Source organism: Halobacillus sp. B29 (assembly GCF_052246755.1).
Taxonomy (GTDB): Bacteria; Bacillota; Bacilli; order Bacillales; family Halobacillaceae; genus Halobacillus; species Halobacillus halophilus.
In genome coordinates this window covers 117,138-133,601 of record NZ_JBQQCM010000003.1, presented here as the reverse complement: position 1 = coordinate 133,601, position 16,464 = coordinate 117,138, and the positions used below count along the sequence as shown (strand labels likewise).

The window sequence follows — 16,464 nt, the reverse complement described above, 5'->3', positions numbered from 1 at the left end:
CGATAAAAGCTCACAATATGATATAATAATTAATAAGAATTATTGTTGTCTTTTTCAGTGTGAAAGTCTGTGGCAGGCAGAGAATGTCGTGTTTAAGCCATGATAGGATGTCTTCCCGCTCAATTTTTAGCGTCAACTGGACGTAGATCATTATGGCTGGGTATTCCCATTGGCAGGTGAAAGTTTATTATCGTAAACGACTATTGTATTTCTGTGAACCATTTACTATACTGTTATGGGAGATAACACGAAGGAGGAAGACGAAGACATGACTTTGGGTATTATTTGGGTTATCGTCATTGCTGTACTCACTCTCATCGGAGGAGTAGCTCTTGGCTTTTTCATCGCAAGAAAGTATATGATGAACTATTTGAAGAAAAACCCGCCAATTAATGAACAAATGCTTCGCACATTGATGATGCAGATGGGGCAGAAGCCATCACAGAAGAAAATCAATCAAATGATGCGTTCCATGAACAACCAAATGAAATAATCAAAATAAAGCCTTCTTTCTGTTTGGGGAAAGAAGGCTTTTCTTATGGTCCCGTTAATTCTAAGAAGTTCACACTTGTTTCATCGTTTTTTGAAATATGGTTTGGTACAATAGGAGTCTAGTATAATTTTGGAGGAAGCATTATGTCAGAAATAAACATATTTATTGCCTTCGGGGCTGGTTTCTTATCATTTATATCTCCGTGTGTACTCCCCTTATATCCCGCATTCCTCTCGTACATAACAGGAATGAGTGTAAGTGAGTTAAAAGACGATAACGCCATGCTGAGGCGTAAAAGCTTATTGCACACGATATCATTTTTAATAGGTTTTACTACAATTTTTCTTGTACTAGGGTTTTCGGGATCATTTTTATCCCAGTTCCTCATTCAAAATGATACGATCATAAGGCGTTTAGGTGCTATTTTAATTATTTTCTTTGGTTTTATAATCATTGGTGTATTCAATTTTCAATTCCTAATGAAAGATCGAAAAATATCGTTTAAAAATAGACCGGCAGGCTTTATTGGTTCTTTTTTAATTGGACTGACCTTTTCTTTAGGGTGGACACCCTGTACGGGCCCGATCTTATCAGCCGTATTGGTCTTAGCTGCGGATAGTCCTGAGTTATTTATGGTCATGATGCTTGCCTATTCACTTGGCTTTTCTGTGCCTTTCCTAGTACTATCCTTCTTTGTAGGGAAATTAAACTGGGTAAGAAAGCACAGTGGTACTATTGTGAAAATAGGTGGTTATATTATGATTATGATGGGAATTGCTTTATATTTTGACTGGATGACAGACTTAACCTCTTATTTAGTTGGCTTATTCGGTTTTCAGGGCTTTTAAGAAATGGATTTTGAAGAAACTTTATATTATGATTAAAATAGGAATTAAACAGTAAAGGAGTATGAATATGACCCGCACCAATGACATTATTTTACGAGCAACGACTACATTAATCGCGTTTATTATTTTAGGATTTTCTATTTACTTATTCTTTGCAGGCCACAATGCCCCTGGAGGCGGTTTTATCGGCGGATTAATGACGTCCGCTGCTTTTGTACTTATGTATATGGCATATGGAATACGCTCTATGGAAAAGATTCTGCCGATTAACTTTCGCTATATCATTCCGGTTGGATTAATTATAGCTTTAGGAACAGGCATCGGTTCATTTATTTTTGGTCAGCCTTTTTTGAGTCAGACATACGCTTACTTTCAACTTCCGATCTTAGGTAAAACTGAACTTGCTACAGCATTATTGTTTGATCTGGGTGTGTATCTTACGGTTGTTGGTATAACAATGACTATTATACTAACCATTGCAAACGATCGAAGTTGAGATTTTGAGAGGGAGTTTGTATGGCTCGGATACTAGTGGTGGACGATACGGAGTTTACACGCTTGACGCTCACCAATATTCTGCAAAAAGCGAATCACGAAGCCGTAGGAGAAGCGGCAGATGGTAAGAAAGCGGTAGAATTGCATCTTATGCTTCAGCCGGATTTGACAACCATGGACATTACCATCTCTGAAATGAACGGGCTTGAAGCTCTTAAACAAATAAAAACTCAGTCTCAGCATGCCAAAGTAGTGATGGGTTCTGCTCTGGGTCAGCAAAATTGATTGTTGAAGCGATAGAAAACGGTGCTAAAGATTTCATTGCTAAGCCTTTTGATGAAAGAATGGTACTCGAGGCCATGAACGTGTGTTAAGTTAAGTACGGACGATCAGAAAAGAAAGTGTGAATGTTTATGTTTTGGTTAATAGCAAGCACACTGGTTGCGGCGTGTATGGCTACTGCTATGATTTTTATTAGAATGCGGGCAGCCAGGCAGCCGGCCAGTATAAAAAAAATCATTCTCCCGCCGTTTTTTATGAGTACCGGTGCTTTTATGTTCATTTTTCCTGTTTTCCGAGTGGAGTGGACACAGGTGATTGAAGCTGTAGCAGTAGGGATGCTTTTTTCTATTTTTTTAATTAGAACTTCCAAGTTGGAGGTACGAGATGGTGATATCTATCTTAAGCCTTCGAAAGCGTTTGTATTTATTTTATTCGGATTACTCATTCTACGCGTTATCCTTAAACTAATAATTGGTCAAACCATTTCCTTTGGAGAAACGAGCGGAATGTTCTTTTTACTTGCTTTAGGAATGATTCTTACCTGGAGACTCGCTATGCTCAGGCAATTTTTGCGGCTTGAAAAAACGTTAGAAACATAAAAGAAGACCCGGCAGATTGTGCCGGGTCTTCTTAACGATCAAATAATGGCTGATATGGTTCCAAATCGATATCCTTTTCTTCAAGTTTTTTAATAAGAAATTTATGATCCCGTTTAGGAGTGGCTAAAATATAACCTTCAATAATCACTTCTTGGGTTATTTTTTTTCGTTTTTTTTCCAAAGCTACCTGACCGATTCTTCCGGCAATTTTCTGCCGGGCTACATCACGAAATAATTCTGGAACCGGAGAAACTAACTCTTCTAAGAGATCTTTTTGTTCCTGAGTCCACATTTTACGTGTTTTATCGACGTAGTATTCTTCCCAGTCAATGATCGATTTCCCATCTTCTTTAGGGAGACGTTTTAAGAACTTACGAAACATAAAGAAGCCGCCGATCCCCATTAACGTAATTAAAACAACGGTCCAAGCAACGATAAAAAGGGCAAATCCGCCTGACATATTATCACCTGTTTCATTCATATATAAACTTACTTTAATTATAAAAGGAACCTCCAGGAAATACAAGGTCGTTGATGGCGAAAAGAAGGCTGCTACTTGTATTTTTCCAAGTAAGTCGAATTATAAAAAATAGTGTCTAATTATTTTACTTATAAATCGTTTTCATTTACAATAAGGGGTGCAGATTTGTGAACTTATATAATTAAAGGTCGCAAATGTACACTAATTGGGGAATGGGGAAGCCATTTTTACAGGGCTCTCCATTAAATTATGATGAGGGGGTAAAAGGAAGTATGGCTAGCAATCCATATAATTCTCGCAAACAATTTGACCTAAATGGCCAAACGTACAACTATTACGACTTAAAAGCCTTAGAAGATGCGGGGCAGGGCAAGATTTCCCGTCTGCCTTTCTCTATTCGTATTCTGCTTGAATCTCTTCTGCGCCAGCATGACGGCCGTGTGATTAAAGACGAACACGTTGAGAGTCTAGCAAACTGGGGAACCAGTAAATCAAAAGGGGAAGATGTTCCGTTTAAACCTTCCCGTGTAATTCTGCAGGATTTCACTGGTGTACCAGCTGTGGTAGACCTTGCTTCACTTAGAAAAGCGATGGTGGACATGGGTGGAAGTCCTGAAAAGATTAATCCAGAAGTGCCGGTAGATCTCGTTATTGACCACTCTGTACAGGTTGATAAATACGGTACAGCAGATGCACTTAACATTAACATGGAGCTGGAGTTTGAACGTAACCAGGAACGTTATGAATTTCTTCACTGGGCGCAGAAAGCCTTTGATAACTACCGCGCCGTACCACCAGCAACGGGTATCGTTCACCAGGTAAACCTTGAATATATCGCTAATGTTGTCCATGCTAAAGAGGATGGCAACGGGGCTTATGATACTTATCCCGATACACTTGTGGGTACAGATTCTCACACCACCATGATCAACGGACTAGGAGTTCTTGGCTGGGGTGTAGGCGGAATCGAAGCCGAAGCAGGCATGCTTGGACAGCCTTCATACTTCCCGGCACCAGAAGTTATTGGTGTGAAGTTAAATGGAAGCTTCCCACAGGGAACAACAGCTACCGACTTGGCTTTAAAAGTTACGCAAAAACTTCGTGAGCAGAATGTAGTCGGGAAATTTGTTGAATTCTTTGGTCCTGGGTTACAGGAAATGCCGCTGGCTGATCGTGCTACGATCTCAAACATGGCTCCTGAATACGGAGCAACTTGCGGATTCTTCCCAGTAGACGGAGAATCACTTGAATACTTACGTTTAACAGGCCGCAGCGAAGAACAAATTTCACTTGTGGAAACGTACTGTAAAGAAAACCAGCTATGGTATGATCCAGCACAGGAAGATCCTGAATTCACTTCATTAGTTGAAATCGATCTCGGAGAACTGGAACCAAACCTATCTGGTCCAAAGCGTCCACAGGATTTAATTCCGCTTTCCAAGATGAAAAACTCTTTCGAAGATGCTGTAACAGGTCCGGCCGGAAATCATGGTTTTGGTCTTGATAAATCAGAATTCAAAAAAGAAGCGGAAGTTCAATTTGAAAGTGGAGAAAAAGCGGTTATGAAGACAGGAGCATTGGCTATTGCAGCTATTACTTCCTGTACCAATACTTCAAATCCCCACGTAATGCTTGGAGCAGGACTTGTAGCGAAGAAAGCTATTGAAAAGGGTCTTGATGTTCCGGCTTACGTAAAAACTTCTCTTGCGCCGGGATCTAAAGTAGTTACCCGCTATCTTGAGGATTCAGGTCTGATGGAGCACTTAAATACATTAGGCTTTAACCTGGTAGGTTACGGTTGTACTACATGTATAGGTAACTCCGGACCACTGCTTCCTGAAATTGAAGAAACGATTGCGGATAATGACTTGATCGCTTCTTCTGTACTTTCCGGAAACCGAAATTTCGAAGGTCGTATTCATCCGCTTGTTAAAGCGAACTATTTGGCTTCACCGCCATTAGTAGTGGCTTATGCACTGGCAGGTACCGTGGATATTGACCTGAAAAATGAAGCAATCGGTAAAGATCAGAATGGAAATGATGTATTCTTTGACGATATCTGGCCTTCTCAGGAAGAAATTAAAGCTGAAATTGCACGAGTTGTTACTCCTGAGATCTTCCGGAAAGAATATGAAAATGTCTTTAATTCCAATGAAAAATGGAATGAAATTAATACAACAGATGAGCCGCTTTATGACTGGAATGATGATTCCACCTATATTCAGAACCCACCGTTCTTTGAGGGATTATCCAGTGACCCTGAATCCGTTAAACCACTTAACGGCATGCGGGTTATCGGTAAATTCGGTGACTCTGTAACTACAGACCATATCTCTCCAGCCGGTGCTATCCCTAAAGATATGCCAGCAGGTGAGTATTTACAGGAAAAAGGCGTCAGTCCACGTAACTTTAACTCTTATGGTTCAAGACGTGGTAACCATGAAGTCATGATGCGTGGTACATTCGCTAACATTCGTATCCGTAATGAGTTAGCTCCAGGTACAGAAGGTGGTTATACTACTTATTGGCCGACAGAAGAAGTAATGCCGATTTATACGGCTGCTATGAAATATCAGCAGGACGAAACACCACTTCTTGTTATCGCTGGAGATGACTACGGAATGGGAAGTTCCCGTGACTGGGCCGCTAAAGGTACGGACCTATTAGGTATTAAGACGGTAATTGCTCAAAGCTTTGAGCGTATTCACCGCTCTAACCTTGTCATGATGGGTGTTCTTCCTCTCCAGTTTAAATCAGGCGATACAATTGAATCTCTAGGATTAACTGGCCGTGAAACTTACGATGTGCAAATTGGGGAAGATGTTAAACCACACGATCTTGTTAAAGTTACAGCAACCGATGAAGATGGCAATAAGAAAGAATTTGAAGTTGTAGCTCGTTTTGATAGTGAAGTTGAAGTTGACTACTATCGTCACGGTGGAATTCTTCAAATGGTTCTGCGTAACAAAATGAGTTAAGTTTCATATGGAAAGGCCGCCTTATTCTTAAGGCGGCTTTTTTACATAGGAGTGTGACAATATTTCTAGAATTTCTTCATTTATCTTTACAGACATATTTAGATTTCTATATTCTTATACTTAGTACATGAAGAATGATTAGGGGAGTGGACCAGTTTGGTTAAACAAGTGCTCGCTTCTGTATTTTTATTGGCTCTATTATCTCTTGTGGCGTACAACGTCTGGAGCGAAAGAGAGACAAGTCCTGCAGACAGCGAATTACAGACATATGAATCCAAAAAAGAAGAAAAAAGAGCAGGAATGACTGCTCCAAACGCCCCGAGTGGATTAAAAGAAGGTGAGAAAGCCCCGAATTTCACAGTAGAGACCTTAAAAGGGGAAGTTGTTCAGCTTTCAGATTACAAAGGGAAGAAAGTTTTTCTGAATTTTTGGGCCACGTGGTGTCCGCCTTGTCGTGACGAGATGCCTGAAATGGAACGATTTCAACAGAAGTATGGTGAGGAAGTCGCAGTACTTGCCGTAAATGGAACAGGATCTGAAACCAGTATAGATGAGGTCCGGTCATATATAGATAAGGGCGGTTACAGCTTTCCCATACTTTTGGATAAAGATTTAGAGTTGCACCAGACTTATCAAACGATTTCCATTCCTACCACTTATTTTATAGGAACAGATGGAGTGATTCAGGAATCCAGGAAAGTTGGTCCGATGACCTATGATTTCATGATAGAAATGAAAAATGCTTTAGAATAGGTATAATACAGGTTCTAAGTGGAAATCCTTAACAAAAAAGGAGAGATTTCCGTGAGAAAACAGAGAACCTTATCGTTTGAAGATCTTGTTAAAGAGAACATTCGCTCTATAGAGGAAGATGAGCAGTTGATGAATCAAATTGATGAGCGGATAGAGCAAAGACATAATGAACGAATAAAACAAATCCCATCATAACAAGGTGGGATTTTTGTATGGTATAAAACATTGTAAGGTGGAAAAAATAAGGATTGGCTTTATTAAGTAAAGTCAACTAAGGTTTAAAAGGAGGCCACCACATGACTCATCAATCTAATCCAGATAACCGGTCGGACAATGTAGGGAAATTGCAAGAAAAAGTAACGAATACCATTGAAAACATCGAAGCTTCTCATGATTCTCTGAAGTTTGCTACAGAAGAGGAAAAGAAGAACATCGAAGATAAGAACAAACGAAGAAACAAATCCATTAATGCAATGCGTGAAGAGATCAAAGACGAGGCTCGTAATCAGAATTATTAATGTTAAGAAACCGCTTCTAGCTTAGCTGGAGCGGTTTTATCATGTAATGGAAGAATAGTTTGGAAATCGAGTTCATCTACATAGACAGTTCACTATGATAAAATAAATAACGGTGATAGGAAAGGAAGTGAAAATATGATCGAACAGTTAAAACATTGGAAAAGTATAGATGAAAAGCCTCCGCTTTCAGAAGTAGAAGCTCTTCGTTATTTTAATCAAGAGGAAATACAAGACACAGAACTAAAGGCCCTCCTATATGTGACGTTAGCCTATCATCGGATCAAACGCCATCCAGAGCATGAGAAATTAGCTGATCAATTTATTGATGAAGCAAGGGTGCTCGCAGGTAATCATTCACTGGTCACGGATTTATATGAATCGAAGCAGATGATGCAAGCTTATACTCACTTAAAGCGCACACCACTTGAACAGTGGGTGCTTCATGAGACAGATCACGATTCAGCTAAAGCAAAAAAGGCTCGATCTATACATGAAGATGTAACTAAATTGAAAGCCCAATGGGATTCAGAATTAGCTTCTAAAACGCTAATAGACGCGACTAACCGCATGAAATTATATCAGGAAGTATATGAAAAATTAGACGCTTTAGAAAAGATAATGGCTGAGGCGCTTAATTCAGTTGAAAATCGTCGAATTCGCCTTCCTGTTAAAGAAATTAACGAACGTACTAGAGAACTTTCAGACCACCAGGATGAGCTGTATAAAAGACTACCCCGCTTTTTAACGGATGCTTCTTCCGGTAATCCATTGGAAGCTTTTGATCAGATGGTAGGTCTAAAAGACGTTAAGACGTATATTAGACGATATTATCATTTTTTAAAATACCAGCAGCACAGAAAGAATTTTGGTTTCTCTATGGTAGATGAGCCAGGGCTGCACATGATTATTACCGGCAATCCTGGAACAGGCAAAACGACGATGGCACGCTTACTGGCCAACATTTATCATGAATTGGGAATTCTCGATACAAAAGAAGTCGTTGAAGTCAACCGGTCTCATTTGGTTGGCTCATATGTTGGTCAAAGTGAAGAAAATACAATGAACTATGTCAAGCAGGCTATTGGTGGAGTTCTTTTTATTGATGAGGCCTACAGTTTGAAGCGTGAAGGCCAGACGGGTAATGATTATGGGCAAGCTGTGATCGACACGCTGGTTTCGGCCATGACCGGAAAAGAATTTGGTGGAAAATTCGCCGTAATATTAGCAGGATATCCAGAAGAGATGCGGCAATTTTTATGGTCAAATCCTGGGCTTCGCAGCCGCTTTCCTGAACAAAACCATATTTCTCTCCCCGATTATAAAATGGAAGAATTGATTACTATTGCAGAACAGACTGCTATTGATAATGATTTCTTTTTTACGACAAACGCACTAAATGAGTTTACCTCTCTCATTGATCGAGAGCGTGTGGATGATTCCTTTGGCAATGCTCGTACTGTAAAAAATCTGGTCCTGAAAACCATTTTCCAAAAAGGGGCCAAGGAGGCAGAGCGGGATAAAACCCACTGGCTCGATCATATGAGAATTGATGAAAATGATCTGGCATGGGACACTTCGGCTGCCGATGAGAAGCTATCTCCCAGGAATCGCCTAGATGAATTAATCGGCCTGGATAACGTAAAGGCAGAGGTGCGAAAATTATCTTCTTTTGTCCAAGCTCAGCAAAAGAGGAAAGAGAATGGATATCCTGTCGTACCTATTCAATTACATTCTGTGTTTTCAGGAAATCCAGGCACTGGTAAGACGACGGTTGCAGAAATCTATTCGGATATTTTAAAGCAGTGTGGTCTTCTTAAAAGAGGTCATATGGTTGTTGTATCCAGAAGCGATCTTGTGGCCGGATATGTCGGCCAAACAGCAATGAAAACGAAGCGAAAAATCCGGGAAGCACTAGGGGGAGTTCTCTTTATTGATGAAGCTTATTCTCTCTATAACGGAGGAAGAGATGAATTTGGTAAAGAGGCGATCGAAACCATTGTTGATGAAATGACCAAACATAACGAAAACCTCGTAGTGATTCTTGCCGGATACCAGCGTGAAATGGAACAGCTTGTAGAAAGTAATCCAGGACTATCTTCAAGGTTTAAGAAATATTTCCATTTCCCCGATTACAATGAACAGGAACTATTGGAAATGACGCATTTTCAAGCGTACCAATTCGGCTACACTTTTAACGAGTGGGCTGAAGAGTTCCTTCTTGAGAAATATAAAAATCATCGAATTCGCGGAAATGGACGGTTTGTAAATAATCTTGTTAATGAAGCCATTCAGTATCAGGCGACGAGAATTGTAGAGGATGAATCAGCAGATATGAATGAATTAGTAGTAAACGATCTTGAAAAAGCCTGGCAAGCCGTTCGAAGGGAGTCATAAATGATGAAAGTGGTAGAAACACCGATACAGGTAAGGTATCAAGAAACAGATATGATGGGCGTAGTTTACCATGCCAATTATCTCGTATGGTTTGAGATTGGTCGAACTGCTTTTATTGAAGAGCTTGGTTTTAAATATTCAGAAATTGAGAAACAAGGGGTCGTTTCCCCTGTTATTGACGCCAATATAAGTTTTAAACATCCAGTTCGCTATGGTGATGAAGCCGTTGTAAAAACCTGGGTCGATGAGTACGATGGTCTGCGCGTTACCTATGGATACGAAGTCGTTCATGGAGATGGAAGATTAGCCGTGTCTGGACAAACGAAGCACGTCATTGTAAAAAAAGAAAATTTCCGGCCAGTATCAATAAGACGGAGCTTTCCAGAGTGGCACCAAGCTTATTTAGCGGCTATGGAAGGGGAGCGGTAATGGCTTTTGGCGTGAAAAGAAAAGAATTAGTTGACTGGAAAAGAAAAGTAGAGAAAGGTGAAATAGCTTTCTTAACCCATTTCTGGCTTGATGACCGTTTCCCGGGATGCGATACGGTTACTAAAGTTGGCTGTTCTGATCTTGAGAAATTAAGCCAATGGGGAGCTCAATACGGGCTGGACGCCCGTTGGATTCATCATGATCCAAGCTTTCCACACTTTGATTTATTTGGGGACCACCAATATAAAATCTTAATGAAGGAACAAAAATGGGAACATATTGAACGCTTCAATTTAAGTCCTTAATTATATTGCCGAGCTGCCCTTTTGGGGCGGCTTTTTTTATCCAAACGAAGGGAGAATGAGGGGAACCCCTTTAATAGGAAAAGAAAAACCAGAAACGCAGCTTAGAGCTGAAGAGTTTCTGGTTTGATTAAAGGACTATTGATATTGGAAGTCTGGTTCTTCCCATTTAGAGCTGAACTCTACCTGGAGAGAACGACCTCCGAAGTACCATTCATCATCTTCCTCTATAAAATAAGTAATCTTTCCAACTTTTGTTTCCGCAATAGGTTCAGATGGTTCTTCTATTCGAATCGCTAGAGAAAACCCTGGCTGAAGACCACCTGTTCCTCCATAACGGACATAAAATCGAAGGTTTGTATTGTCATCTACATCTAGTTCTTCTTCATACCATTTAGCTGCTTCTTCTGTAACGGTAAGATCCATTATTTATTCAACTCCTTCTATTCTATGGTCGTCCCATATGGTGTATCCGTAAATGGGTATAGATAAACCTACTAAAATAGAAAGACAACCACAATTCATCTACAGATGGTTGTCTTTCTTATGTTTATCAGGAACCGGATCAAAACCACCTTTATGAAAAGGATGGCACTTCAAGATCCGCTTAATGGTCAAATAGGCCCCTTTTAAAAAACCAAACCGTTTGAAAGCTTCAAGTCCGTACTCCGAACAAGTAGGCTGGAAACGGCAGCTGGGTGGAAAGAAAGGACTGATTCCTTTACGGTAAAAATTTATAAGGCCAATCATGACATGCTTCATAAATCAAGTCCTTACTCTGCCTCTTGTTTTTTATCATAACTCAGAGTTGCTACGGCATCGTGAAGATGGATAGATTCTTCATTCCGGCAAGTTACGGAAAAAGCTTCTACAAATTCAAGTTCATATAAATCAGCTGCAACCAGACGAACGATGTCTTCTACAAAGCGAGGGTTCTCATACGCTTGTTCTGTAACCATTTTTTCATCTGGTCTTTTCAAAACGGGGTGAATCCGGGCACTTGCATTACTTTCGGCCGCCTCAAGTAAAGCCGCTTTCCAATCAATTTCCTGCTCGTCGAAATCATCCGTTAATGTAACAGTCATGGATACGTTACCTCGCTGGTTATGGGCGCTGTATTCACTGATTTCTTTTGAACAAGGACAAAGAGTAGTAATTTTACCAGTTAACGTAACCGTAACATCATGCCCGGTTTCTTCCCTATATTCATCACGAATCGTAGCATCTGCGTAGTTCATACCAGCAAGGTCTGAGTAAGGCCCTTTTCTTTCAAAGAACCAGGGGAAATGTACTTCCACTTCAGCATCTTTTTCTTTTAAACGACCGGCAAGTTCCTCGGTAAAGCCTTTTAAGGTTGCAATATCTATGGCAAACCCTTCATTGTGATATTTATCTAATTGTTCTGTGAAGCGGCTCATATTTGTTCCTTTACTTCCTTTCACAATAGAGGAACCAAAGGAGAACGTGCCAATCGTTGTCTGAATTTCCGGCGTCAGTTTACTTGGAATGCGAATAGGGTGCTTCACGTTTGAAATTCCCACCATATCAATATCGAAAAGGAAATCTTTTTTTGAATTTTGTAAATCCGCCATTTTATCTTTATCCACCGGTTTTGTACGTGGACCTGGTTTCACAGATCCAAATAATTGGTGGCGCTCTTCTTTGGAAGGTAATTGCTTATTATGGTTTAGTTCAGTTTTGTTCATAGTAAAAGACTCCTTTCAGGCCTTCATTTCTAAGTCAAAGTATACAATATGTAAATCTATTTATACAATTTAATGCTTTTATTAATGTGTTGGTAAAAACAGGATAAAACCTATCCTACGGTTGTTTTACTATCGTTTCCACAAAAAAGGAGGTCTATGCTTTTTAGCACAGACCTCGTGAAAAGCAGGTTACATCCAAGTGATTTTTGGTTCAGTTTTGTTTATAATCCTTTTAATATTCGATCGATGACGGTAGATCACGAATAGCGTGAAAAGAGTAATTACAATGGTCAACCCAAAGTCTCGGACAATCAGAGTAGCAACTATCCCGACGACACCACTGATCATAGAAGATAGAGATACGTATTTACTAATGTATAAAGCCAGGAAGAAAGTGGCTAGTAGTATAAAGAAAATAATAGGGTTAACTCCCAATATAACGCCTCCGGAAGTAGCAACAGCTTTTCCACCTTTAAAACCTGCAAAGATTGGGTACATATGACCAATCACAGCAAAAATTCCAATGATTAATGTAATGACTTCGGCTCCAAACAATAAAGGAAGAGCTGTTGCCAGAGTTCCCTTAAGGATATCCGCTGAAGTTACAATTAAACCTGCTTTAATGCCTAATACACGAAAAGTGTTGGTTCCGCCCAAATTACCGCTTCCGTGCTCTCTAATATCAGTATCATAGCCATATTTCCCTATTATCAGACCTGATGGAATGGACCCAAGCAAGTACGCGATAATAGCAAATAAAGCGTATTCCATGCCACTCATCTCCTTCGTTGCTTTATTCTATTTTACCATGAGAGGTTTGAGGAAAGAACCCGGCCGCTTCATTGTAAAGGTTAAACTTATTCATTTAAGGGATAAGGAGATTTAGAGTACCTTTATAATATACGATCTATAGATTTAAACTTATGTACTAAACTCCAATGCTGTAACAACTTCCTATTATACCAATTCAGCACCGTGTGACAAGAAATTTCTTGCCAAGTGATAGGATATAGAAGATATAATATTAGTTTCTCAATGTGTTCCAATTGATTTCGAACCTTTGCAAAATGTTTGAAGTTGTGGAATTGTGGAAATATAAAATTCATATTTTATTAGAATAAAGAGGGGGAAAACCATGATTACGTTCCAAGACGTAACGAAGACGTATCCTGATGGGACAACAGCTCTTAAAGACATTGCCTTGCACGTGAAGGACGGGGAGCTGTTAACTTTAATTGGTCCCAGTGGCTGCGGTAAGACTACAATGATGAAGATGATCAACCGATTGATCCATCCTACAGAAGGGTCAATAACTATACATAATAAAGATATTCGCGAATATAACATTCACGAGCTCCGTTGGAATATTGGTTATGTATTACAGGAAATTGCTTTGTTTCCTCATATGACGATAGAAGAGAATATATCTATTGTTCCTGAAATGAAGAAGTGGAAAAAGAAAGACCTTTCTAACCGTATTGATGAACTAATGCATATGGTTGGGTTAGATGCTGAAAAGCACCGGAAGCGGAAACCTAGCGAATTATCGGGCGGGCAGCAGCAAAGGGTAGGCGTTATAAGGGCTCTGGCTGCTGATCCGGATATTATATTAATGGACGAGCCATTTAGTGCCCTGGATCCCATTAGTCGTGAGCAGCTGCAGAAAGATATCAGACAGCTGCAACAGGAAATTCAGAAAACTATTGTGTTTGTGACTCATGATATGGATGAAGCTATGGCTCTTGGAGACAGAGTTTGTGTCATGCAAGCGGGAGAGATTGTTCAATTAGACACTCCTCAGAATTTAATACTACATCCTGCAAATGAGTTTGTGAAAGATTTCATAGGAAGCCGTAAAACTCCATGGGAAACAGCGGTAGACGTCATTATGGACCGAACAAAAAATCAAATGTATCCTGTTGATGAACTAGATAAAGGAACAATTCCGAACAAAGGAACATTCGCGTTAAAAAATCCCGATGGAACGTATGCCACTGCGATTCATGATGGCGAGAAGATGGATCTTCCTGCTCTAGAAAATGGAATGACTTTAAAAGAGGCTACTGCCGTATTTGAAAAAACAGATTATCCAATGCTTCCGGTAGTAAAACAGGATCAGCTTCTAGGTACTCTTTCTTATAAAGATATCGTCTTTTATTTGAAAGAAAACCACCATGAAAAAGGGGTGGGACAGCTATGAGCCAATTTAAAGAGGTTTTTATTCAACGACAGGATGTCTTACTTGAAAAGATCTGGGAACACTTACAAATTTCTATTATTGCTCTAGTCATTGCGACACTCATATCCGTGCCTCTAGGATTGTTATTAACACGAAAACAAAAGGTTGCTGAACCTGTTATTGGGGCAACGGCCATTTTACAAACAATACCCAGTCTTGCAGTCTTAGCGTTTTTAATTCCTTTATTCGGAATTGGGCAGACGCCTGCCATTATTGCTCTAACAGCGTATGGACTTCTGCCTATACTCAGAAATACCTACACCGGGATTAAAGAAGTAGATCCTGCTCTTAAGGAAGCGGCTACAGGAATGGGAATGAATTCTTTTCGCCGCTTATCCCGAGTAGAGTTACCACTGGCTATGCCGGTTATTATGGCTGGAATTCGTACATCTATGGTCTTAATAGTCGGGACTACTACAATTGCTGCTTTAATAGGGGCCGGGGGTTTAGGTGATTTAATTCTCCTTGGTCTTGACCGCGGTGGTGATGTGAATCTTATTCTTCTCGGTGCTATTCCAGCCGCTCTGTTAGCTATTATATTAGATGTGATCCTTCGACTGTTTGAGAGAACATCCGCAAAGTCTGGTTTCCGCTCTCTAGTAAGTCTTTTGGTTATTGCCGCATTAATTGCTGTAGGTCCATTAGCGTTTGGCGGGAAGGCGAAAAACGATCTCGTCCTTGGAGCAAAATTAGGTTCGGAACCTGCTATTTTAATTAACATGTACGAAATGCTTATTGAAGAAGAAACGGATCTTTCTGTAGGATTGAAACCAAACTTAGGGAAAACGGATCTTGTATTCAGTGCCTTACAGGAGGGCAGCATAGACATATATCCTGAATTTACAGGGACGGCTATTGTATCCTTGCTTGATGAACAGGCGAACAGCAATGAGCCGCAGGAAGTATATCAGCAGGCAAAAGAAGGCATGGCTGAAACATATGATATGGCGTTCTTAGAGCCCATGCAATTTAATAATACGTATGCTGTAGCTACTACGCAGGAGCTTGCTGAAAGATATAACTTAGAAACCATTGGGGATTTAAAACAAGTGGAAGACCAGATTACTGCCGGTTTTACTCTTGAGTTCAATGATCGTCAGGATGGTTATCAGGGAATGAAAGAAGTGTATGATCTTAATATTGGTGAAGTACGTACGATGGACCCGGGATTGCGTCAGGGAGCTATTAAAGATGGTACCGTGGATATTATTGATGCATATGCCACTTCCGGATATATGGTAGACTTAAACTTGAAGGTTCTCGAAGATCCTGAGAATTTGTTCCCTCCTTACCAAGGTGCCCCCCTTATGAGGCAGGAAACTTTGGATAGATATCCTGAAGTAAAAGATGCTCTTAATCAATTAGGTGGAAAAGTCACCGGGGATAAAATGCGTCAAATGAACTATGAAGTCGATTATGAAGATCGAACCCCTGAAGAAGTCGCACGCGAGTATTTAGTGAGCGAAGGCTTAATTGAAGAATAGGAGGTATAATATGACGTTTAAAAACCCATCACGCGAAGAGATTGCGGAAGTATTACAAAACTCTAAAACGATTGCGGTCGTCGGTCTATCAGACAAACCGCATCGCACTTCATACCAGATTAGTAAAGCTATGCAGGAAGCGGGGTACCGCATTATTCCTGTTAATCCGACCATCAATGAAGCATTAGGTGAAAAGGCTGTTGCACAATTAAGCGATATTACCGAACCCATCGATATCATAAACGTGTTTAGAAGGTCAGAATTTCTTCCGGATGTCGCTAAAGAAGCTTCTGCTATTTCTGCTCAAGCTTTTTGGGGACAGCAGGGTGTTATTCACGAAGAAGCCTACGAAGAGTTAAAGGATAAAGATATGACCGTGATCATGGATGTCTGCATTAAAGTTGCCCATGCTGTTTATATGTAAAAGAATATACTTTTAAAAAAAATCCCTGTTTAAACAGGG

General features: G+C 40.1%; 19 protein-coding genes and 1 pseudogene. 15 read left to right on the top strand and 5 right to left on the bottom strand.

Features of this window, described 5'->3' with window-relative positions:
* Nucleotides 1–274: 274 nt before the first annotated feature.
* The 5 genes and pseudogenes from ACTWP7_RS04960 (at nucleotide 275) to ACTWP7_RS04940 (ending at nucleotide 2,717) form a co-directional block, all read left to right on the top strand.
* Nucleotides 275–493 carry a YneF family protein gene (locus ACTWP7_RS04960; protein WP_173380447.1) on the top strand — a complete coding sequence of 73 codons (219 nt, stop codon included), beginning with the start codon at nucleotides 275–277 and terminating at the stop codon, nucleotides 491–493.
* Nucleotides 494–636: 143 nt separating this feature from the next.
* Nucleotides 637–1,341, top strand: a complete 705-nt coding sequence (locus tag ACTWP7_RS04955) for a cytochrome c biogenesis CcdA family protein (protein ID WP_443122252.1) — start codon at nucleotides 637–639, stop codon at nucleotides 1,339–1,341.
* 67 nt (nucleotides 1,342–1,408) lie between these two features.
* Nucleotides 1,409–1,837 carry a Na(+)/H(+) antiporter subunit B gene (locus ACTWP7_RS04950; protein ID WP_014643377.1) on the top strand — a complete coding sequence of 143 codons (429 nt, stop codon included), beginning with the start codon at nucleotides 1,409–1,411 and terminating at the stop codon, nucleotides 1,835–1,837.
* 20 nt (nucleotides 1,838–1,857) lie between these two features.
* Nucleotides 1,858–2,210: pseudogene (locus ACTWP7_RS04945) on the top strand (response regulator).
* A 39-nt stretch (nucleotides 2,211–2,249) separates the two neighbouring features.
* Entirely contained in the window at nucleotides 2,250–2,717 is a 468-nt protein-coding gene (locus ACTWP7_RS04940) for a CcdC family protein (RefSeq protein WP_041601327.1), read from the top strand.
* Nucleotides 2,718–2,748: 31 nt separating this feature from the next.
* On the opposite strand, the gene ACTWP7_RS04935 is transcribed toward ACTWP7_RS04940, so the two are convergent.
* Nucleotides 2,749–3,177: a DUF2621 domain-containing protein gene (locus ACTWP7_RS04935; protein ID WP_014643380.1), complete on the bottom strand. Its 429-nt coding sequence runs from the start codon at nucleotides 3,175–3,177 to the stop codon at nucleotides 2,749–2,751.
* Nucleotides 3,178–3,470: 293 nt separating this feature from the next.
* Here ACTWP7_RS04935 and acnA point away from each other — a divergent pair, with 293 nt between their 5' ends.
* The 7 genes from acnA (at nucleotide 3,471) to ACTWP7_RS04900 (ending at nucleotide 10,575) form a co-directional block, all read left to right on the top strand.
* Complete coding sequence (acnA, locus tag ACTWP7_RS04930; protein ID WP_443122251.1) at nucleotides 3,471–6,176, top strand: aconitate hydratase AcnA; 2,706 nt, start codon at nucleotides 3,471–3,473, stop codon at nucleotides 6,174–6,176.
* Between the two features lie 156 nt (nucleotides 6,177–6,332).
* Nucleotides 6,333–6,929: a TlpA disulfide reductase family protein gene (locus tag ACTWP7_RS04925; RefSeq protein WP_443122250.1), complete on the top strand. Its 597-nt coding sequence runs from the start codon at nucleotides 6,333–6,335 to the stop codon at nucleotides 6,927–6,929.
* A 51-nt stretch (nucleotides 6,930–6,980) separates the two neighbouring features.
* Entirely contained in the window at nucleotides 6,981–7,124 is a 144-nt protein-coding gene (locus ACTWP7_RS04920) for an FbpB family small basic protein (protein WP_443122249.1), read from the top strand.
* Between the two features lie 101 nt (nucleotides 7,125–7,225).
* On the top strand, nucleotides 7,226–7,447 hold the full coding sequence (gene tlp / locus ACTWP7_RS04915) for a small acid-soluble spore protein Tlp (RefSeq protein WP_443122248.1): 222 nt from the start codon (nucleotides 7,226–7,228) through the stop codon (nucleotides 7,445–7,447).
* 135 nt (nucleotides 7,448–7,582) lie between these two features.
* Complete coding sequence (locus tag ACTWP7_RS04910; RefSeq protein ID WP_443122247.1) at nucleotides 7,583–9,841, top strand: AAA family ATPase; 2,259 nt, start codon at nucleotides 7,583–7,585, stop codon at nucleotides 9,839–9,841.
* 3 nt (nucleotides 9,842–9,844) lie between these two features.
* Nucleotides 9,845–10,270: an acyl-CoA thioesterase gene (locus tag ACTWP7_RS04905; protein ID WP_443122246.1), complete on the top strand. Its 426-nt coding sequence runs from the start codon at nucleotides 9,845–9,847 to the stop codon at nucleotides 10,268–10,270.
* Nucleotides 10,270–10,575 carry a hypothetical protein gene (locus tag ACTWP7_RS04900; protein ID WP_443122245.1) on the top strand — a complete coding sequence of 102 codons (306 nt, stop codon included), beginning with the start codon at nucleotides 10,270–10,272 and terminating at the stop codon, nucleotides 10,573–10,575. Before ACTWP7_RS04905 ends, ACTWP7_RS04900 begins: the two co-directional genes overlap by 1 nt.
* A 135-nt stretch (nucleotides 10,576–10,710) precedes the next feature.
* On the opposite strand, the gene ACTWP7_RS04895 is transcribed toward ACTWP7_RS04900, so the two are convergent.
* From ACTWP7_RS04895 to plsY, 4 genes are all read right to left on the bottom strand, one after another.
* Complete coding sequence (locus ACTWP7_RS04895) at nucleotides 10,711–10,998, bottom strand: HesB/YadR/YfhF family protein (protein ID WP_014643389.1); 288 nt, start codon at nucleotides 10,996–10,998, stop codon at nucleotides 10,711–10,713.
* Nucleotides 10,999–11,097: 99 nt separating this feature from the next.
* Entirely contained in the window at nucleotides 11,098–11,334 is a 237-nt protein-coding gene (yidD, locus tag ACTWP7_RS04890) for a membrane protein insertion efficiency factor YidD (RefSeq protein WP_443122244.1), read from the bottom strand.
* An 11-nt stretch (nucleotides 11,335–11,345) separates the two neighbouring features.
* Nucleotides 11,346–12,278: a GTP cyclohydrolase FolE2 gene (gene folE2 / locus ACTWP7_RS04885; RefSeq protein ID WP_443122243.1), complete on the bottom strand. Its 933-nt coding sequence runs from the start codon at nucleotides 12,276–12,278 to the stop codon at nucleotides 11,346–11,348.
* A 189-nt stretch (nucleotides 12,279–12,467) separates the two neighbouring features.
* The gene (gene plsY / locus ACTWP7_RS04880) at nucleotides 12,468–13,049 is read right to left on the bottom strand and encodes a glycerol-3-phosphate 1-O-acyltransferase PlsY (RefSeq protein WP_443122242.1); all 582 of its coding nucleotides are present in this window, start codon (nucleotides 13,047–13,049) and stop codon (nucleotides 12,468–12,470) included.
* Nucleotides 13,050–13,413: 364 nt separating this feature from the next.
* Between plsY and ACTWP7_RS04875 the strand changes: the two genes are divergently transcribed.
* From ACTWP7_RS04875 to ACTWP7_RS04865, 3 genes are read left to right on the top strand one after another with little or no spacing between them, the layout of a single operon-like run.
* Nucleotides 13,414–14,478: an ABC transporter ATP-binding protein gene (locus ACTWP7_RS04875; RefSeq protein WP_443122241.1), complete on the top strand. Its 1,065-nt coding sequence runs from the start codon at nucleotides 13,414–13,416 to the stop codon at nucleotides 14,476–14,478.
* Nucleotides 14,475–16,001, top strand: a complete 1,527-nt coding sequence (locus tag ACTWP7_RS04870; protein ID WP_443122240.1) for an ABC transporter permease/substrate-binding protein — start codon at nucleotides 14,475–14,477, stop codon at nucleotides 15,999–16,001. Before ACTWP7_RS04875 ends, ACTWP7_RS04870 begins: the two co-directional genes overlap by 4 nt.
* Nucleotides 16,002–16,011: 10 nt before the next feature.
* Nucleotides 16,012–16,425: a CoA-binding protein gene (locus tag ACTWP7_RS04865; protein WP_443122239.1), complete on the top strand. Its 414-nt coding sequence runs from the start codon at nucleotides 16,012–16,014 to the stop codon at nucleotides 16,423–16,425.
* The last annotated feature ends 39 nt before the right edge of the window (nucleotides 16,426–16,464 follow it).